This window comes from Gemmata sp. SH-PL17 (genome assembly GCF_001610855.1).
GTDB lineage: Bacteria > Planctomycetota > Planctomycetia > Gemmatales > Gemmataceae > Gemmata > Gemmata massiliana.
The window spans coordinates 229,321-248,917 of the sequence record NZ_CP011271.1 but is presented as its reverse complement, the minus strand read 5'-3'; the positions used below and the strand labels follow the sequence as shown (position 1 = coordinate 248,917).

At 62.8% G+C, this 19,597-nt stretch carries 17 protein-coding genes; 7 read left to right on the top strand and 10 right to left on the bottom strand.

Annotated features, from left to right (window positions below):
• Window positions 1-3 precede the first annotated feature (3 nt).
• Both VT84_RS00985 and VT84_RS00980 read right to left on the bottom strand, forming a co-directional pair.
• Window positions 4-519: an NUDIX hydrolase gene (locus tag VT84_RS00985; protein WP_052548964.1), complete on the bottom strand. Its 516-nt coding sequence runs from the start codon at window positions 517-519 to the stop codon at window positions 4-6.
• Window positions 520-784: 265 nt separating this feature from the next.
• Window positions 785-2,254 carry a tetratricopeptide repeat protein gene (locus VT84_RS00980; protein ID WP_082838168.1) on the bottom strand — a complete coding sequence of 490 codons (1,470 nt, stop codon included), beginning with the start codon at window positions 2,252-2,254 and terminating at the stop codon, window positions 785-787.
• 96 nt (window positions 2,255-2,350) lie between these two features.
• Here VT84_RS00980 and VT84_RS00975 point away from each other — a divergent pair, with 96 nt between their 5' ends.
• Window positions 2,351-3,352: an L-threonylcarbamoyladenylate synthase gene (locus VT84_RS00975; protein WP_082838167.1), complete on the top strand. Its 1,002-nt coding sequence runs from the start codon at window positions 2,351-2,353 to the stop codon at window positions 3,350-3,352.
• A 69-nt stretch (window positions 3,353-3,421) separates the two neighbouring features.
• Here VT84_RS00975 and VT84_RS00970 read toward each other — a convergent pair whose 3' ends face one another.
• A complete protein-coding gene (locus VT84_RS00970; protein WP_162271977.1) occupies window positions 3,422-4,342 on the bottom strand; it encodes a DUF1559 domain-containing protein in 921 nt (306 codons plus the stop codon).
• A 374-nt stretch (window positions 4,343-4,716) separates the two neighbouring features.
• On the opposite strand from VT84_RS00970, the gene VT84_RS00965 reads away from it, so the two are divergent.
• A complete protein-coding gene (locus tag VT84_RS00965) occupies window positions 4,717-6,483 on the top strand; it encodes a sigma-70 family RNA polymerase sigma factor (protein ID WP_162271550.1) in 1,767 nt (588 codons plus the stop codon).
• A 132-nt stretch (window positions 6,484-6,615) separates the two neighbouring features.
• Here the strand turns inward: VT84_RS00965 and VT84_RS00960 are convergent, their stop codons facing one another.
• Window positions 6,616-8,613: a methyl-accepting chemotaxis protein gene (locus VT84_RS00960; RefSeq protein WP_082838164.1), complete on the bottom strand. Its 1,998-nt coding sequence runs from the start codon at window positions 8,611-8,613 to the stop codon at window positions 6,616-6,618.
• Between the two features lie 32 nt (window positions 8,614-8,645).
• On the bottom strand, window positions 8,646-9,131 hold the full coding sequence (locus VT84_RS00955) for a chemotaxis protein CheW (protein ID WP_052548973.1): 486 nt from the start codon (window positions 9,129-9,131) through the stop codon (window positions 8,646-8,648).
• A 436-nt stretch (window positions 9,132-9,567) separates the two neighbouring features.
• Here VT84_RS00955 and VT84_RS00950 point away from each other — a divergent pair, with 436 nt between their 5' ends.
• From VT84_RS00950 to crcB, 5 genes are all read left to right on the top strand, one after another.
• Window positions 9,568-11,244 (top strand): hypothetical protein, encoded by a 1,677-nt coding sequence (locus VT84_RS00950; protein WP_082838163.1) that lies wholly within the window; start codon window positions 9,568-9,570, stop codon window positions 11,242-11,244.
• The gene (locus VT84_RS00945; RefSeq protein ID WP_157469048.1) at window positions 11,153-11,830 is read left to right on the top strand and encodes a hypothetical protein; all 678 of its coding nucleotides are present in this window, start codon (window positions 11,153-11,155) and stop codon (window positions 11,828-11,830) included. Before VT84_RS00950 ends, VT84_RS00945 begins: the two co-directional genes overlap by 92 nt.
• Window positions 11,827-12,672 (top strand): IS5 family transposase, encoded by an 846-nt coding sequence (locus tag VT84_RS00940; RefSeq protein WP_239465478.1) that lies wholly within the window; start codon window positions 11,827-11,829, stop codon window positions 12,670-12,672. Before VT84_RS00945 ends, VT84_RS00940 begins: the two co-directional genes overlap by 4 nt.
• Window positions 12,673-12,823: 151 nt before the next feature.
• Window positions 12,824-14,320, top strand: coding sequence for a hypothetical protein (locus VT84_RS00935; RefSeq protein ID WP_082838161.1), 1,497 nt, complete (start codon window positions 12,824-12,826; stop codon window positions 14,318-14,320).
• 55 nt (window positions 14,321-14,375) lie between these two features.
• On the top strand, window positions 14,376-14,795 hold the full coding sequence (gene crcB, locus VT84_RS00930) for a fluoride efflux transporter CrcB (protein ID WP_052548978.1): 420 nt from the start codon (window positions 14,376-14,378) through the stop codon (window positions 14,793-14,795).
• A gap of 13 nt (window positions 14,796-14,808) precedes the next feature.
• Here crcB and VT84_RS00925 read toward each other — a convergent pair whose 3' ends face one another.
• From VT84_RS00925 to odhB, 5 genes are all read right to left on the bottom strand, one after another.
• Window positions 14,809-15,531 carry an FHA domain-containing protein gene (locus VT84_RS00925; RefSeq protein WP_082838160.1) on the bottom strand — a complete coding sequence of 241 codons (723 nt, stop codon included), beginning with the start codon at window positions 15,529-15,531 and terminating at the stop codon, window positions 14,809-14,811.
• A gap of 249 nt (window positions 15,532-15,780) precedes the next feature.
• Window positions 15,781-16,074 carry a hypothetical protein gene (locus VT84_RS00920; protein WP_052548982.1) on the bottom strand — a complete coding sequence of 98 codons (294 nt, stop codon included), beginning with the start codon at window positions 16,072-16,074 and terminating at the stop codon, window positions 15,781-15,783.
• 116 nt (window positions 16,075-16,190) lie between these two features.
• Complete coding sequence (locus VT84_RS40400) at window positions 16,191-16,823, bottom strand: hypothetical protein (RefSeq protein ID WP_239465638.1); 633 nt, start codon at window positions 16,821-16,823, stop codon at window positions 16,191-16,193.
• A 14-nt stretch (window positions 16,824-16,837) separates the two neighbouring features.
• The gene (lpdA, locus tag VT84_RS00910) at window positions 16,838-18,253 is read right to left on the bottom strand and encodes a dihydrolipoyl dehydrogenase (protein ID WP_082838159.1); all 1,416 of its coding nucleotides are present in this window, start codon (window positions 18,251-18,253) and stop codon (window positions 16,838-16,840) included.
• Window positions 18,254-18,365: 112 nt separating this feature from the next.
• Window positions 18,366-19,586 carry a 2-oxoglutarate dehydrogenase complex dihydrolipoyllysine-residue succinyltransferase gene (gene odhB / locus VT84_RS00905; RefSeq protein WP_082838158.1) on the bottom strand — a complete coding sequence of 407 codons (1,221 nt, stop codon included), beginning with the start codon at window positions 19,584-19,586 and terminating at the stop codon, window positions 18,366-18,368.
• Window positions 19,587-19,597 lie beyond the last annotated feature (11 nt).

The following is a 19,597-nucleotide window of genomic DNA, read 5'->3' as shown; positions in this document are numbered from 1 at the left end:
CGTTCAGGCCCGAACCGCGGCAATTGAGACTCGCATCGAGTCGAACGCGAGTTCGTCATCCGCCACGTCGCGCGGGAACCGCCATTCGATGCCGGCCACGCCGTCGAGTGCGGCGGCGGTGTCCGGTTCTACCGCGCTGGCCGTGAACACCAGGTCGACCACCGGGTACGTCACCTCGCGATACAAGTACAGATTCGGGAATGACATCAGGAACCGCACGTTCTCGACGACCAGCCCGACCTCTTCGCGGATCTCGCGCCGCAATCCTTCTTCGGCCGTTTCTCCGAAATCGATGAACCCGCCGGGAATGCCAAGTTTACCCGCGGCAGGGTCGTGCGCCCTGCGAATAAACAGCGCCCGCCCGTCGGGTCGGCTCACGAACGCTGCCGCCGCGACGGTGGGGTTAAAATAGAACGTAAATTGGCACACCGCACACTGTAGCGCCGATTGCCCGAGGTTCTCAGGCGCGCGCGGTGCGGTGCAGCGCGGGCAAAATTTGAAGACCTCGCTCGGACGCATGCTGAAAACTCGTGAGCGACGTCCGCCCCGAGAACATGTTCAACCCGCATCTGCGGTATGAACGCTGTCTGGTCGGCAGAGTGGTCAACACGGATTACCGCAGGATGCACCGCAGAAGCGGCAGCTTGGGCTAGTATGTGCGAAGCGATCGGTCGGAACCAGCCTCGGATTGAAATACAAAACGAAATCCGAAATGAAGGCTCCCAATTGAGTAGAGCCTACATTTCGGATTTCACACTTCAAATTTTGAATTTACCAGCCCCTGTTAGGCCGACTGCAACCGATCGTGCCACTCGTCGAGCAACTTGCCGATGTTCTTGAACGAGAAGTCGAGGTTGGCGAGTTCGTGGCCGAGGTCGATCGCACGTGGCAGGTCGCCGTTTTCGGCCGCGCCGCTCGCGAGTTGGAAGAGCAGTTCCTTTTTGACCGCTTCTTCGGTGTCTGGTACCCCGGCCAACCCCTCCTCGAAGTTGCGCTGAGCCAGCCGCCAGTTGTTCCGCTTCTTGAAACACATCCCGAGGAGCAGAGCCGCGCGCCACTTGAGCCGCTCGTCGCGCCGGGCGAGCTGCAGTTCGGCGATGGCTTCGTCCACGCGATCGACCTTCAGCAACCGCGTACCGAGTTCGATGCGGTGGTTCAATTCGTTCGGGGATCGATCCGCCTTGACGCGGAACAACTCAATTTCGCGCGAGATGATTTCCTTCACCAGTTGCGAGCGCAGCGACGCCAATTCTGCCTCGGTCATCTCCTCGTCGCTGGCGGGCACGTCGGTGTCGTCCGCGGTTCGCGCCTTCTCTTTGAGCTTGCGCAACCGCGTTTCAGCGATTTCGAGGTTCTTCCGCACCGGGGAGAGGTCGAGTTCCATCAACTCCAGTCGGATCTGGAACGCATTGCCGGTCGGCCCCAGCCCCCGCTGGAGCACGTCGCGTGCGCGGTCATCTTGTCCGTTCTTGCGGTACACGCCGGCCAGTTGGAGGTACAGCGACGGTTCGGTCGGGTCGGCCTCGATGCGCTTGAGCAGAGGTTCAGCTTCGCGCGTAAGTTTGTCCTGCTTCTCGCCCGCGCGCGCCTCGATCCGGCCGAGGATCGGCGACTCCTTGGTGCCGGCCGCAGCCTCCTCGTAGCCGCCTTTCTGAATGACGGAACTCGCGGCGAGGTCTTTCGCCTTGTGCTGCGCTTCAACGTCGGTCGGATTGGTGTCGCGAACGAGTTGCCACAGCACCATCGCCTTCTGGAAGTCGCCGCGCTTCTCAAACTGGCGCGCGAGCGCGCGGTTCAATGTGGCGTCTTTGGGATATTTTTGCCGCGCCTGATCGAGCGTGAACACCGCGAGGTCCGACAGCCCGAGCGCGTCGAACGCCTCGGCCATGTCCATCTGGGCGCCCTGGTCCCACGGGTTGCGGCAGAGCACCTGTTCGCCGAACTCGATCGCCTTCAGGTAGTCGCGGTTCCGCTTGGCGACGCGCAACTTGGCCTTCCACCGCGGCGTGGTGAGGAACGCGAATCGGCTGCCGCGCAAGTTATTCCCGTACTTAGATTTCTGCGTATCGCGGAGCTGTTTGCGGTAGAAGAAATTGCCCGGATCGAGCCGGCAGCACGTGAGCAGCAGTTGAATGGCGTAGTCGAACCCGCCGTCGGCAATTAGCTCCTTAGCTTTGGTGAAGCTCTGTTGCGCGATGCGTTTCTGCTCGGCAGTGGGGGTCGGAACCGCACTGGCGGGCGGCTGATCGGACATGGCGGTGGCCTCTCCTTGCGGGGCGGCGCCGGTGCGCGGGCTGCTCGGGGCACGTACCATGATGTTGTACCACAAAGGGAAGAGGGAAACTGCACTTTGGAAACGGTCGTTCTGAAAGTCGATCCCACGAATCCCGAACCGGACGTGATTCGGCGCGCGGCGGAGGTGATTCGCGCCGGTGGGTTGGTCGCGTTCCCCACGGAAACGGTTTACGGCCTCGGGGCGAACGCGCTGAATGCGGACGCGGTCGCGGGCATCTTCACAGCGAAGGGGCGCCCCTCCACGAACCCGCTCATCGTTCACGTACCCGGGCCGACAGAGCTCATGCCCGCTTCAGACGTGACTGAAGTATTAAACGTTGCGAGCGCCTGGCCCGAGACCGCAGCGCGGCTCGCGGCGCGGTTCTGGCCGGGGCCACTCACTTTAGTCGTACCGAAGCGAGACAGCGTTCCCGATATTGTAACCGCGCACGGGCCGACGGTGGCGGTAAGGTGTCCAAACCATCCTGTTGCCCGGGCACTAATTCGGGCCGCTGGCACACCCCTGGCGGCCCCGAGTGCGAACCGTAGTACCGAACTTTCCCCCACGCGCGCGGAACACGTCCTCAAGAGCCTTAACGGGCGAATCGATCTTCTGTTGGACGGCGGCCCGTGTTCCGGCGGACTCGAATCGACGGTCGTTGATGTGACGAGCGAATTCCCGCGCGTATTGCGCCCGGGTCTGATTACGGTGCCGATGCTGGAAGAGGTGTGCGGGCGGATCGAGTTCGGCGCGGCGAACGGGGGAATTGCGCGTGCCCCAGGTCAAATGGTGAAGCACTACAGCCCGCGAACGCCGCTCGTGCTGGCCGAGGATGCGGACGCGGATCACCGGCGGTTGATGGAGTTGGGGCTCCGCGTCGTCTCGCTCGGCTACGATCTAATATATGATTACAAGTTTATTTCAGACGATCCGGAAGAGTACGCGGCCGACCTGTACGCGGCTCTCCACGAACTCGACAATGGACGGTACGACCGCATCGTGATCGAAATGCCTCCCGACACACCCGAGTGGGCAGCAGTGCGCGACCGGCTCACCCGGGCCGCGGCCCGCGAATAAAAGCACGCGAGCGAATCGGGGACGATGCCCGATCCGCTCGCGTAGTTCAGACGGATTGCTCGGCTCAAATCAAGGAGCATCGGACGGCAGCGGGTACCCGTCGGCGATGTTCAACAAGAGTTGCAGCGTGGCCGTGCTGACGGAGAACTGCACACTCTTCACGGATCCGTCCAAATAAAGTGCGTTGAATACACCGGTGTGCGACGAACCGAAACCGTGCGTCCCCTCACTGCACCCGGTGCTCGTTCCCAGGTCGGCCTGGATCGCGAAATTGTGGTTGTTCGTCAGCGTGGTCGCGTCCCAGTTTCCCGTGTTGCCATAGTCCATGCCCCACGACCAACCGGCCCGGTCCACGTTATCGTTCCCGGTCCCGAAGGTCGCCTTGCACACGTTCTTTTCAGCAACCGCGATCGTGTTGCTCGTCCCGTCGGACACCGCCACCATGTTCACGCGGCCGAAGTTGTAGGGCCGAAACACCCCCTGACCGGCGCTGGTGGCGTAGCTGTTGAAGGCATTACCGTAGTAGTCGATCTGAGCGATCCCGTTGGCATTGGTTCCGTTACTGCGCCGCGACGGGCACGCATAAACCGGAACCGGTGTCCCTTCGATGGTAGCTATATTGACCGCTTTGTAAACGTTGTCCTGCTCCAGATACGGCAGGATCTGAAACGCCCAGCCACCACTGGCGTAGTTGCTCCACACGGGCGGCGATCCCGACACTGCGACGTTTTGGACGCTCGAATCCTGCCGCCCGTAGGGTTGGTAGTTGAACCCGCCCCCGGGAAACGCATTGTTCGCGTCGTGACAAGAGTGTAGAGCCAGCCCAATTTGCTTGAGGTTGTTCTGACACTTCATACGCGCGGCAGCCTCACGCACCTTCTGAACCGCGGGCAATAAAAGCCCGATCAGAATGGCTATGATCGCAATCACGACCAGCAACTCAATGAGCGTAAAGGCGCGCCGATCCGAACGGGCCTTGGGAGAGACCATTTGAACCTCACCAGAATTGAAGACGACTGCTCGGCAGGCACAAACAGGGCAGAACTGCGACATGGGCAAAAGCGGACGCAGTAATTCTAGATACCGTTTTCACGCACGGTACTTACAGCAAACTCAGGAGCGAAAAAGATGATAATCAGGCGATTCTTGTCATATTTACCAAAGTAATATTGAAACCAATAGCCCATCGTGTTTGTCGCCGCTGATGCGGCCCGGTCGCCTTTACACTCGTCGGAGTGTAATCCTTGAGAATGCCCTTCGGAGCGGAACCGCCGGGACGGAATTTTCAAAAAATCGGCAACTCGCGTATGCGATCGTCGGCCGCGTGCCTCTTCGGGGGTGAGAGGCCGATTGGCGGGGAACCTATGAGCGGATCTGCAATCAACAACTATCTGCGGGCGGTGGGCATCGATCCGGCCGCAACCGGACCGAGCGACGCGGAACTCGTCGCCCGGTTCAGTGCGACGCGAGACGAGTCCGCGTTCGAGTTGTTGGTGTGGCGTCACGCTCCGCTGTTACAGCGGGTGTGTCGGTCCGTGCTGAGGGACCAGCACGCGGCCGAGGACGCGACCCAGGCGACCTTCCTCGCGCTCGCGCGCAAGGCGGGCACGTTCACCGGGCGCGGGACCGTGGTCGGGTGGCTGTACCGCGTCGCCCGGCGGGTATCGGTTCGGCTCGCGAAACAGCGCGCTCGACACCCGCTGGCGAGCACGGAACTCGATCGCGTGCCCGCACCCGACGGTCTTCCCGCGCCCACAGGCGGCGCGGGTCCGCTTTGCGAAGAAGTCGACCGGTTGCCGGAGCGCTACCGCGTTCCCGTGCTGCTGTGCTTCTTTGAGGGGCTGACCCACACGGAAGCCGCGCGCCGCACCGGGCTACCGGTCGGCACAATCGCTGGTCGACTGTCACGGGCCAAGGCACTGCTCGCGCGCCGGCTGTCCCGGCGCGGGGGCGCGCTCGTGGCCGTGGCCCTTCCGGTCGTGTCGGGCACGTTCGTCGGCTCCACCGCCCAAGCCGCGACGCTGTTCGCTACCGACCGCGCCGTCGCGCCTCTCGTTTCCGGTTCCGTTCTTTCACTCGCCCGAGGAGCGACCCAACCCGTGATCTCGTCATTCAAACTGACCGCTGCGGCCGTCGCCGTAATTTGCACCGTGTCCGCCGGCGTGTGGGCCTTCAACGCCCCCACGCCCGTTTCCGTACCAAACGAGGACGCGCCCCGTGCCGCGGCGCCGGCCGCGACAGACCCACCGGCCCCGAAATCGGACGCGCGCATCGCCGGTGCGGTCCAACGGGCCAAGAGCGCGAACACGCTCAAGCAGATCCTGATCGCGATTCACAACTACGAGGCCGCCTACGGCGCGTTGCCGCAGGATATCGTGGACAAGGACGGTAAACCGCTCCTGAGCTGGCGCGTCGCGATCCTGCCCTTTGTCGAGCACGAGAGGCTCTACAAAGAATTCAAATTAGACGAACCGTGGGACTCAGCGGCCAACAAGAAGCTACTAGCACAGATGCCCAACCTGTTCCGCGTCGATGGTCAGGCGAAAGGCGAGGCTAAAACCTACTACCGCGTGTTCTCCGGACCGGGGGCCACGTTCGAGCCGGGTGAAAAGATCGCCTTCGCCGGCATCACGGACGGGCTGTCGAACACGATCGGCGTGATCGAGGCCGGTCCGCCGAGTGAGTGGACCAAGCCCGGGGACATCGCTTACGATCCGAAGAAGCCGTTCCCGAAGCTCGAAGGGCCGTTCAAGAACGTCGTCATGGCCGGCATGATGGACGGGTCGGTCGTTCCCTTCAAACCGGACCTCGACGCCACCGAGTTTCGCAAATTCGTTGAACGGGCCGACGGCCAGGTCGTGAACATCGATAAAGCGAAGACGCACGTCACCACACTCACGAAGGAAGACCTGAACGCGCTCGAAAAGGTTCTGAAGGAAGACACCGAATTGAGCACGCGCTTCTCGAAACTTCTGGCCGAACGAACGAAGCTACTGGAGCAGATCGCCAAGCGATCCGCGCCCGAGCTGGATCTCGAAAAGTTCGGTGACGAACAAACTGCGCTCCGGGCGCACATCGTTCGACTCGAAGAACAAATCGAAGTGCTCAAAAAGGCTCTCGAGAATAAGTAGCCTTCTTGACGATTTAGAGCGCGACCCGCTCGTGGAGCGAGCGGGCACTGTGAAGGGTGGCGTGTTCAGCTAAACGGTTCGGCCGGTGGGAACCGTTCCCGCCGGCCGAACCGTTTACTCTGAGGTGGCGCGTTAGAACTCGGTGAACCCGTCGTGGTCCCCGTTCCCGAGCCGATCCAGTTCGTGTCCGCGCCCGTTGCCGTTGGAGTGCCCGTTCTTGAGGGCCTTGGCGACTGCGGGGCGAGGTTTGGTCGTTGGGGCTTTGCTCCGGGGGGCGAGGCGCGGAACCGCGCGCCCGCTCTCACTGAGTTTGAACCGTGCGACGAGGTCGCGGAGTTGTGCGGCTTGGTCGGTGAGCGTTTGGGCGGTGGCCGACATCTCTTCGGTCTGGGAAGCGTTCTTCTGGGTCACGGTATCCATCTGAGTGACGGCCTTGTTGACCTGCTCGATGCCCGTGGACTGCTCCTTGCCCGCCGCCGCGATCTCCGTGATCAGGTCCGTCACGCGCTTGACCGAGGTCACGATTTCGCCCAGCGTCGTGCCCGACTGGTTGACCAGTTCGGTACCCGCGTCGACCTTCTTGACCGAGTCTTCGATCAACGACTTAATCTCTTTGGCCGCAGTCGCGGAGCGCTGAGCAAGATTGCGCACTTCAGACGCGACGACGGCGAACCCGCGGCCCTGTTCGCCGGCCCGGGCCGCTTCGACAGCGGCGTTGAGTGCCAGCAGGTTGGTCTGGAACGCGATCTCGTCGATCGTCGTGATGATGTCCGCGATTTTCTTCGAGGCCCCGTTGATCTCACTCATGGCCTCGACCGCGTTACCCACCACGCGCCCCCCGCGCTCGGCCACGTCCTTCGAGTTGCTTGCCAATTGCCGGGCTTGCTGAGCGCTGTCGGAGTTCTGCCGAACCGTGGCGGTGATTTCTTCGAGGGTGCTGGCTGTTTCTTCCAGGCTCGATGCTTGCTCCTGAGCACCGGTCGAAATCTCGTCACTGGCTGCGGACAGTTGACTCGAAGCATCCGCGAGCTGCTCGGACACTTCGCGCACGCCCTCCAAGGCCGCCCGCACCGAAACCACCGCTTTGTTGAGGGCCGAGGCCATCTGGCCCACTTCGTCGGTCCCCAGGTCCGGGATCTGTTGCGTGAAGTCGCCCGCGGCCAGGGCCGTTACCGAGGTCGTGACCGCCCCCATTTTGCGTTGAAGCTCGGCGGCCCGGGCCAGTTCCTGCTCGGTGCGCGCCCGGACTTCCGCGGCCTCGCGCTCGGTGCGCTCCCGGACCTCTGCGGCCTCGCGTTCGACCCGTTGGCGATCCTTTTCGATCTGCGCCTTTTCCGCTTCTTTAGACGCGACAAGTGATCCGATCGCCGTATTCAGGGCCGTGGCCATGCGCCCGAGTTCGTCCTGGGTATCGATCTCGGCGCGCTGGGTCAGATCGCCCTTCGCAACGCCCTCGAGTACGGTCATACACCGGTTCATGGGACTCGTGATGAGTTGGGCGATCATGTACCCCAGTGCCAGTCCGCCCACCATGCCCCCGATAACAGCCGCGATCATCGTGCTCCGGGTCGAACGGTAAGTTTCTGTGCCGGACTCGAACGATTGCTGGCTCACTTTGAACTTAGCATCTCTCAGCGCGCCCATGCCCGCGACCAACTGGTTAGCGCCCACAATCGATGACTTAAGCACCTCGAACGCCTCCTTGTCGCGCCCGGCTTCGGCCAGATTGTTCGCGCTGCCGAGGCTGTCGATCCACTGGGGCACGAGGGGCTTGATCTCCGACAACTTTTGTTTCGCTTCGGCGGTAACGAGCGTCTTCTCCGCGAGGTCCAGATTGGTGCGCACGTCGCGCAAGTACTGGCGCGTCTGGTCCGCGTTCTTCCTGCGCTCCTCGGGGGTCTGAGCCAAGATCGTCATGCGCACGTTGCGCCCCGCGAGGGCGATCGAGGTGTTAGTTTCATCGATCGCGTGCATCCCCTTCAGGTGCTTCTCGTACAGCGTTTCGGCGTTGTCCTGCATGGTCCCCATACCCGTGACCGCGAGGTACCCCATGCCGGCCATAAGGAGCGAGAGGGTGCAGAATCCGATGAGCAACTTGGTCATCGTTTGACGGTTGCGGAACCAGTTCATGGGCGTCTTTCGCAGAGAGAGTGATCGGTGTGTTAAGCAGAGAGTGAAAGCTCGCCGGCGTTACCAATGAGCTTGTCGATGTTGAGCAGTGAGACGAGGCGCTCGCCGGTGCGCGCGATCCCGGTGAGGAACGAGGTATCGACGCCCGCGCCCAGGTCCGGGGCCGGGAGCTTCTCGTCGGACTCCACGTTGAGCACGTCGGACACGGCGTCCACGACCAGGCCCACGATCTTGGTGCCCACGGTCACGACGATGATGACCGTGAACACGGTGTACTCGGCCTCGCGCATGCCCAGGCGGATGCGCAGGTCGATGACCGGGACCACGCTCCCGCGCAGGTTCATCACGCCCTTCATCTCCGAGGGCGTGTTGGGCAACGGGGTGATGCGCGAGTACCCCTTAATTTCTTGCACGCGCAGGATCTCGACCCCGTATTCCTCGTCCCCCAGCCGGAACGCCAGGAACTGGCTCCCGTGGGTCACGAGTTCGGTTTTGTCGTGTGAGTCGAGTGAACTCATCAGCGCTCTCTTCAGAAGGGAGAAAGGATCGCTCGCATCAACTCACTGCTGGCTGCAAGTGCGTGGCGCGACCCACTCACTCAGTATCATCGGGGCAGGCCGGAGAAATTTGCGTGGTTATCCACGTGCGTTGTTGTGCAATTTTAATATCGAATGTGGCATGCCACATATTTCAGACTCGGGGAACAATTAATCGCTCCGAGCGAACGTGGAGGTAAGACAAATTGCTTCTGAACCGCCCTCAAAGAGTTCTTGGGAACGGAGGACGACGTGGGTTAGCGAACCGGCGTTCGCAATCAGTGCGACGGGGTTCGGCTACAGAATTCCCAATACGCATGAACCAGCACAAGTTCGTGGAGGGGAAATAGGGCATTCGGATCGGCCCATCCGTTTCGCTCATTTCGGGAATAAACAAGTTGCCTGCGGCTCTTCAGGGATGAAGTCACTTGCCCCGCACCTCTGGGCTTCTCCATGTCACTCACACCTCGCGCGGCGCGCGATCGTATTCGCGTTTATTCTCGCTGGTACCGGCTGTCAGCCCGGTGTGCGCGAGGACCGCACCATCACCTTTGACTCAAACGGGCGTGCCGCCTTCCAGCACGGGGCGAACGGCGTGTTCGTCACCGACCCGAAGACTGGCGCGCCCAAGCGCATCTACGAATCGGTTCCGGGTGACATCGCCGTGAGTCCGCCCGCGTGGGACTCCAGCGGCAAACGAATGGTCTTTACGGTAGCCCGAGGGCTCTCCGACCAACCCGTCAAATTGCTTGGCGACGCACCCGCCGACGGGCGCCGGCACCCCGAAATCCCGATCGAGTACACGTGTTGGCTCTACGATCCAACCGTCGACGGCTCGCCACAGAAATTATCCGAGGCCGCGGCCGGGCACCCTGGCTACGTTGCCGCGGGCTTGGCGGTCAGTTGGCACGCGGATGACAAGCACCTGGATTTTGTCGAGCGCGTCGGAGACGGGCACCGCGTGCGCACGTTCGATTTGGCTACCAACATCGCTGAAGATTCCCCGCTACCCATTGCGAAGAACGTTGCACTCGGAAACGCGGCTTCTGCCCGGTGTGCGCTCCTCGGCGGCGCGGGCGGACAGAGTGGCTTGTGGGTTGCGTATGCGGACAACGCTTGGTGGCGAGTACCGGATTCCGATCCACCCAACTCTCACTTGGAGCACTTGCGTCAGCAGTTACCCCAGTGGGCGCCCGATGGTAAGAAATTGGCTTTCACCGATGGGGTTGAACTCCGCGTGTGCGATACCACAAAGCGGACAACGGACGTGTGGTTCCGCTCCTCGCGAAAGCCCGAAGAACGGAACCCGTTCCAACTCCTTCCACCAGTCGCGTTTCGGTGGCACCCGGACGGCACCCGTATCGGAGTCCTCGACGACTCGCGGCTCGGGTTGGTGACGGCAGCGGGGTGGCAGAAAGACTTAACGGAGACACGGGTCACAGCATTTTCAGGTTGGAACACGGCCGGTACCCGCATCGCCTATGTAACGACCGAACTCCCGCCGTACACCCAGGGCTTACATTGGACGACGCTGTTCGCCCCCAACATGCACGCCCGCACTGCACTCCGCACAGCGGACGCGGACGGTGCGAATGAGAAGGTACTCGTTTCCGGATTGCGAGCTACCTTCCCGCACTGGGCACCGAGCGAATCGCGACTCTCGGTCTGGCTGACAGTTGAACCACCTTATCGACTCGTGACTCTCGATCGAAGCGGAATGCCACCCGGCGACCCCGCTGCGCTCATCGATCCCGAAACGGGGAAAATTGACTGGCTCCCAGTTAAAGGAGCGGAACACGCGCAAATCGGGCACGTCGAATTGCGTGCCGGGCGCCTCGGTGCAGCTCTCAAGCGATTTGATGACGCCGCGGCCGGTTTGAGCGCGGACGAATCTGCCGACTGGGGCGTTCCGCGCCATCGCGTTCCAGAAAGCCGGCCGCGAAGCCGCCGCACGCGAAGCACGGAAGCGGTTCAACCCGCCCGCAGCACGACGGCTCACTCCTGTGAGAGTTCCACTTGGGCCGGAACTCCCAATAGCGGGCGACGCGGACGCGATCACCGCACGTCACCGGTTCATCGCCGAAGCGTTTGTTAGCCTGGAGATGATGGACGAGGGCCTCGAATACTTCCGCGCACAAGTCCGCGCCGCTGGCTCGAACGCGGATCGGCTCTCGGCGGCACTCGCGCTGGGGCAGTTACTCCTACTCGCGGACCGGAAGGCAGAATTCGCGGAGTGTGCGGCGACTCACCTCATGCCGTTGGCGGGCAACGTCGCGCAGTGGCCGGTTGCGGAGCAAGGTGCCGTGAATGCCACCGTCGCGTGGACGCTGTTGCCACTGGCCGTGGACGAGTTCGTTACCGCGCTACCGGAAGCGACCGTCCGCCGGGTTAGTGAAAAGGCGATCGAGTCGAGCGACGCAGCGGACATCAATTTCGTATGCCTCCTGGTGCAGCGCGCGTGTGGTCGGCGGTTGAAAGACGAGAAGTTGGTCGAACGAGCCGGAGAGAGGCTCGCACGCCACCCGGCACTAAGTCGGTGGAATTTACCCACCGGTGAGGTCGGTATTGATGCGCTGTCGCGTGTCCGGGCCGCATTTTTGTCTCAAGAGCTGTTTCGTGAAAGGCCGTCTAGAAAGCGGTCCCGGGAGCCGTTTGGGGTGGTCGTTACCATTCGGGTATGAGCACTCGCGAGCGCTACCCGAGCGACCTGACGGACCTTCAGTGGGACAACATCGGGCACCTGTTCCCGCAGGGTAATGGGAAGACCGGTCGTCCGCGCACGTACCCGGTACGTGAGGTGGTGAACGCGGCCCTGTACCTGGCCCGGGGCGGGTGTACGTGGCGCATGCTGCCGCACGACTTCCCGCCGTGGAAGACGGTCAGCTACTACTTCTACACGTGGCGCGATGCGGGGGTGTGGGAGCAGGTACATAACGCCCTGCGGTCCGAGATCCGGGTGTGCGGCGGAAGGGAACCAACTCCGAGTGCCGGGATCATCGACAGCCAGTCGGTGAAGACGACCGAGGCCGGCGGCCCGAAGGGGTACGACGCGGGCAAGAAGGTGTCCGGGCGCAAGCGCCACGTGCTCGTGGACACGCTCGGGCTGATCTGGGGTTTGGTCGTTCTTCCCGCGGCCCCGACCGACTGGGACGGGGCGGTGAAGGTGTTCGAGAAGGTCGGGAAGACGATGCCCCGGTTGGCCAAGGTGTGGGCCGACGCGAACTACCGGGCGAGCGCCCTGGGCGAGTGGATCAAGGGGCACGCGCGGTGGGTACTGGAGGTGGTCACCGGGCGCCCCGGTCAGACCACATTCGAGGTCCACAAGTGGCGATGGATCGTGGAGCGCACGTTCGGCTGGTTCGGCCGGTACCGGCGCCTGTCCAAGGATTATGAGCACAACACCAAGAGCAGCGAGGCATGGATCTACATCGCCATGATCCATCGCATGTCGCGGTTCGGCTTGCCCGACAAGAACAAGGACGATGACCTACTGAGGAGACCGCCCAAGGCGGTGAAATCCTAGCTTTCTAGACGGCCTTTGAGCACTTTGGTGCGGCCACATTCAACGCGACGCGCTGACGGGTGAGGTCTGTTACGCGCCGACTCTTGCTCCGCGCGTTCCGCGTCCGGTAATCTAGAGGGCCGGCTCCCGCTTCCCCTCTGGGGCACTGTCAATGCGGTACGCGCTTACCCTGTGTGTCTCCGCGTTCCTGGTCGCGATCTCCACTGCCGCACCGGTGCCGCCACCAAATGCGCGCGAAGTTCCCCACCTCGTTGAGAAACTCGGGAGCGAAGACTTTGCCGAGCGCGAAGCCGCGACCAAGCGCCTCGACGAGTTGGGGTTACTCGCGCTGAGCGACCTCCGCGCCGCGACCCTGTCCGAGAACGCCGAAATCGCCGACCGCGCCAAAGACCTCGTGCGGAAGATCGAGCGCCGGGCCGCGAACGATCGCGCGCTCGCGCCGACCCTCGTGGACCTGGACCTAAAGGACACGCCACTCGACACGGTGCTCGCTGAGTTGTCGAAGCAAGCTGGGGGCGAGGTCGTTCTTGGTGGCGCAAAGGCCCACGAACTCGCGGGAAAAAAGGTGACCGTCGCGACGGGTAAGGTGCCGTTCTGGACCGCGGTACTGCGCGTGTGCGACGCGGCAGAACTTCAGGTCGCCGGTGCGGGCGGGTTCTTTGCCCCGGGAACCGCTCCGTACACCGCGCGCGTCGACAAGAAGAAGGGAGACGGGGTTGCACTACGCCTCGCGACGAACCCGAATAAGGCGGTGATACTGGAAGCCCGCGACGGCAAGAAGCGGCCCGCGTCCGTTCACGGTGCGGTGCTGATCGAAGCGCTCGAGGTGCCAAAAATCGCGGCCCCGAAAATGGTCGCAACGGCCGTGCTCCAAGTGTGGCCCGAACCGAAGCTCGTGTGGCAATCCACGGCCGACGCAAAGGTGACGAAGGCGACCGACACCGAGGGCCAGAAAATCCTCCCCGACTTCACACGGGCGCTCGCGCGGCCGCAAGTTCAGCGCTTCAAGGACGGTGGCGTCGCCGTCGTTCGCAACGCGGACGGCACCGTAACTCTCGTGAATCTCAACGCCACGAATCCGATCGATGTCGGACCGAACTTCGCTCCCAACTCACGTCAGGCGGTCATCAAACTGAAGACCCAGGCAACGACCGCGAGTGAACTCGTCGGGGCCGTGTACGGTCTGGTACGGTCCGCCCCCGAACCGCTCGTGACGATCCCACTCAATTCGGACGCGACGACAGTGACCGGCCTCGGCGGTAGCGAAGTCACGGCTTCACTCCGTGCCGACCCGAAAGGCAAACAGTTTGTGGACGTGAAGTTGACCTACGATCCGCTGCGTGTGGACCCGGTCCGCACGAGTGACGAACTCCCGGACGTGAAGCCCGGGGCGAGTGGGAACCAAACTGTTCACGGCCTGCGAGTTACCGACACCGAGGGCAAAGCGTTTGATGCGTCCCTGGCGAAAGCTACCAACGAATTCGCCGGACGCGGACAGCGCGTCGTGTTGACGATGCAGCTCGAATTGCCCATGACAAAGGACGGTTCTCCTGCGCCCGCGAAGCTCGTGTTTTGGGGCCACTACGCGAAATCGGTGGAAGTGCCGTTCGTGCTGAAGAACGTGCCGCTCACCAGTAGCGCGAAGTAGCCATTATCGCTTCACAGTGCCCGCGTGATTCACGACCACTTACGCACGGTTCTCAATGCTCGACCGGTTCTTCGCGTTCGCGCTACACCCGGCTACGTTGATCGCGGTTGGAGGTGCGGTCGGGGCAAACGCCCGCTACTGGTTCGGCAAGTTGGTGGCGGCTTATGTGCCCCCGGGGGAAATTACGTTCCCGTGGGCGACGTTCGCCATCAACGTGTCGGGTTCGATTATTCTGGGATTTGTCGCGTCCGCGTTCCTAAATCACCCGGACGAGTCGCGAAAGAGTTGGTACCTGCTGCTCGGCACCGGCTTTTGTGGCGGGTTCACCACGTTCTCGACGTTCAGCCTGGAAGCGCTGCAACTAATGAGGGCGGAGCGCCCGGGAACCGCCGCGGTCTACGTGTTCGGTTCGGTCGCGGCGGGGTTACTCGGGGTCTGGCTCGCGACGAAACTCGGGGCCGGCGCGTCCGAGTAGCGCCGGCTCGGCCTCACCCAATGGCGAGCTTCAACTGAACGGTGCCGATCTGCACCACGTCGCCGGCCTTCACCTGGCGCGGCTGCCCGGCGTGAACGCGGACCCCGTTGAGCCACGTCCCGTTGAGGCTGTTCAGGTCTTCGAGGAACACGCTCCCCTTCTCGAACATCAGCACCGCGTGCTGGCGCGAGCACCAGATCTGTTCGACCGACTCCTGGCTCACGAGGTCGATGTCCACGGGCTTGTCGGCGAACCGACCGACGACGTTCCGGCCGTCGTACAGCGGGTACTCGGCCCCGATCTTCATCCCGCGCAGGACCACCAGTTTGGGTTTCACGGTCGGGGTCACGGGTCCGCCGGGCGCGTGGTCGGCGCGGTCGGTCGCGGGGATCGTGACGTGAACCGGGGCTTCATCGAGTTCGTTCATCGGATGATCCGGGAGTCCGGGGTGAGCCGGCAGCGTGGCACCGGCGACGCGGTCGCGGGCCGTTTCGTGCGGCACGGTTCGGGGACGATTCGGAAGGGCGGCCGAATCGTCGAACGGTTTGGCCAGAGCCGGCGTGGGCGGGAGCGGCTCGCAATCGAGAATATCGAGCACCATTACTGGTTCGGTCATCGGGGCCGGCAGCGGGGCCTCCAGATCTATCGGTGCGCTGAACAGCGGCGCACCGCACCGCACGCACACCCGCGCGCGGTTGAGAGCAGCGACTCGGCACCGGGGGCAACTGGCCACCATTGACTCTCCCTCGGGAGTCGGTTCGGTCGCGTGTGATAATGACTGGTCCGAGCGGGACCACCGCACCCACACGTCGGATCGAATCGCGATCTCGGACCGAGTGGGCGTCGGAACGGCCGATGTGTTCGCGCAAACCACTCTAGTTCACATTTCGATTTGTCAACTTCCCCGAAGGACGAATTGCGTCCCCAAATTGCGCGCCTGCGCGAAAACTGCGACATTTGGTGTCCGAAACCGCCACAAACCCGGTCACGCGGACCGGATTTCCAACACTACAGCACCGATCGGCGCTTCGGAAGCGACCGTGAACGCGACTTCGTTTCGGGGCAGGAGCAAAGAAGTGATGTCAACCGCGAATGGATCGGGCGTTGCGACGGCGGTCCCGTTGACGCGGACCTCGACAGCGCCGGGAACCTGGGCGCACACGAGCCAGACGCGCTCGTTGGCATCCAGGGTGCGCGGGCGCCCGAACTTCCGCGTGTGCCGCGTGCCGCTCGGGGTCGAGGCGACGTCCCACGGTGGGCCGAGGCGGATGGTGTGCATGGGAGATCAAATCCGAAACGCAAAACACAAAATCCGAAGGCAGACAGGGAACAGAAATTGGCGCGTCACACCACGGTGATGAAAGTACGAAAAGCGCGCATCAAAAAACTCATGAGCTACGCCTTACCCAGAACGCCATCCACTACCCAACACCCGCGTGCGTGAACGGTATCCGCGCGGCAGTGGGTCAGCACATCGGTATTGTCACAACCTGCTTCCTGGAGTGCGTCGGCCAAAATCGGCATCCGGTCGAACGCGCGATCGGCGTAAATCCCCTGCGCCAAGGCAACGACATCCGAAGTGCGCCACGCGGGATCGAACGCAACCGGGCGAAACGGGTTGTCGAGAATGCAGAGTATGTACGGGCGAAGTACAGCGCAATGCTGCTGCACTTCTATTCCCCGCGTAACGGAATCAGGGGTGCTCTTTTTGATTCCGGCGAGGTGCATTCGGATCGTATTTCCGATGCGACCGTCTGTCAGCACAAGGTTGGCAATTGCCCAGTCACCGTCGTACCCCCAACCTCTTATCGACTGGTCCCATAACTCTTCTAATGTTCGACCACCGTCCACAATTTCATCGCCTAAATGGGCGACGTGTTTGGAATCGGCGTATTCCGGCTGCGTTTCGAGAAACCGAGCGTAAACCGTAGCGAGTAAACGTAACTTGCGCGGTGACGGATTACAGTTCTGCTCGACGTAGTTGAGCATCAAGCCCGCGTTCAACGTGAGCCACTCGTCCTCCGTCACCGATCCGCCCTCACTCACGAGTTCAGTGGCTTCCCGGCCCATGCCATGCGAGCGGCTTCGCCGACGGCCTCGCTCAGTGTCGGGTGTGCGTGAGTGCAACGAGCGATGTCCTCGGCGCTACCCTTATACTCCATGATCGTCACGCACTCGGCGATCAAATCGGACGCGCGCGGGCCGAGAATGTGAACGCCCAGCACGCGATCGGTCTTCGCGTCGGCGAGCACTTTCACGAAACCGTCCTGTTCGTCCATCGCCTTCGCGCGCCCGGTGGCGCTGAACTTGAACTTGCCCGTGCGGTACTCGATCCCCTTCTCCTTCAACTGCTCTTCGGTCAACCCGACGCTCGCGACCTCGGGCCAAATGTAGATGACGCTCGGGATCGCGTCGTAGTTGACGTGCGGTTTCATGCCCGCGAGTGTCTCCGCGAACACGACGCCCTCTTCGCTCGCCTTGTGTGCGAGCATCGGGCCAGCGATCAGGTCACCGATCGCGAAGATGCCGGGCACCGAAGTCTGGAAATGCCCGTCCACCTCGACACGACCGCTCTTCGGGTCGTACTTCACCCCGACGTCGTCCAGCCCAAGTCCCGTGGTGTACGGCCGGCGCCCCACCGCCACGAGCACGCGGTCGCCCTGGATACTCAGTTCCTTGCCGTCCTTCGTCTGGGCGGTCACGGTAACTGAATCGCCCTTCACCGTGGCGCCGGTCACCTTCGTATCGAGGTGGAACTCGAACCCCTGCTTCACGAGCAGCTTGTGAACTTCGTTGGCAACTTCGCCGTCGCTGATCGCCAGGATGCGCGGGAGGAACTCGATCACCGTCACCTTCGCACCGAGCCGCTTCCAAACGGAACTCAGTTCCAGACCGATGTACCCGCCGCCCACGACAATGAGGTGTTTAGGTACCGGATTGAAGTTGAGCGCTTCGGTCGAGCTAACAATGTACTTCCCGTCGAACTTCATGAACGGCAGTTCGGTGCTCTCGCTGCCGGTCGCGAGCAGCACGTTCTTCGCTTCCAGCACGCTCTTCGCGCCGTCCGCGGCGGTCACCTCGACCTTCTTCCCCGCGAGCAGTTTGGCGGAGCCGAATACCGGCGTCACACCGTACTTCTTGAACAGGAACCCGACGCCGCCGGTGAGTTCGCTGACGACCTTGTCCTTGCGCTTGAGCATGGTGTCGAGGTCGAGCGCGACGCTCCCGACCTTGATGCCGTGGCGCGCGAGTTTGTGCGTCGTGACTTCGTACATCTCGGACGAATCGAGCAGCGCCTTGCTCGGGATGCACCCGACGTTGAGGCACACGCCGCCGAGCGCCTTGTTCGCGCGCTTCTCGACGCACGCCACCTTCAATCCGAGTTGCGCCGCGCGAATCGCCGCCGTGTACCCGCCCGGTCCGCCGCCGATCACCACGAGGTCGTAACTGTCCGCCATGTTGTCTCCAAGAAGGACTCACCGCCGAGGGCACGAGAGGGCGCAGAGAGAAGACCGGGTTGGATTACGCGGTTCTTTTCTCTGCGCCCTCTCGTGCCCTCGGCGGTGAACATCAGATTTCAAACAGGATGCGTTCCGGGTTCTCCACGCACTCCTTGATGCGCACGAGAAACTGTACGGCCTCGCGGCCGTCGATCAACCGGTGGTCGTAGCTGAGCGCGAGATACATCATCGGCCGGATCACGATCTGGTCGTTGACCACGACCGGGCGCTTTTGAATGCTGTGCATGCCGAGGATCGCGCACTGCGGTGGGTTCAGGATCGGCGTGCTGAGCATCGAGCCGAAGATCCCGCCGTTGGTGATGGTGAACGTACCGCCCTCCAGTTCGGGCACCGTCACCTTCCCGTCGCGGGCACGCTTGGCGACCGCGGCGATGGCCTTCTCGATGTCGGCGAAGCCGAGCTGATCCGCACCGCGAATCACCGGCACCATCAGCCCCTTCTCCGTGCTGACCGCGACGCCGATGTCGTAGAAGTGCTGGTGGACGATGTCGTTCCCGTCGAGGCGGGCGTTCACGAGCGGGAACGCCTTCAGCGCCTCGATCGCGGCCTTCACGAACACCGACATAAAGCCGATCTTCGTTCCGTGTTTCTTCTCGAATTTCTCGTTGTACTTCGCGCGCAAGTCCTGAATCGCGGTCATGTCCGCTTCGTTGAACGTCGTCAGCGTCGCGGTGGTGTTCTGGCTGTCGAGGAGCCGCGTCGCGATCGTCTTGCGGATCTTCGACACCGGCTCGCGTGTGGTGCGTGCCCCCGACTGGCTCGGCACACGGGCGGGCGCTTCGGCCGCGGGCTTCTTCGCCTCGCCGTTCACAGCGGGCGACGCCTTGGGTGCCGACGCAGCCGCGACCGCGTCTTCCTTCAAGATGCGCCCGCCGGGACCGGTTCCGGCCACGTCGCCCGGCTTCACGCCCGCCTCAGCCAGCACGCGGGCCGCGGCCGGTGACGGAATCGCCTCTTGCTTCGGCGCGCTGGGGGCTTCTGCGATTTGTTGTTTCGGAGCACTCGCTTGAGCCGCGGGCGCCGGGGCCTTCGCGTCGGTGTCGATTTGTGCGACGGTGGCACCGATGGCGACCGTATCGCCCTCTTTGACGAGGTGCTTCACCACACCCGAAGCCGGGGCGACGACTTCTTGCGAAGCCTTATCGGTGCCCATCTCGAAGAGCGGTGCGTCCGCCTTCACGAAAGCGCCGTTCGCCACGAACCAGCGGTTCAGTGTGGCCTCGGTGATGGATTCACCGGCCTTCGGCACCGTCACTTGTTCGATCGCCATGACCATCCCCG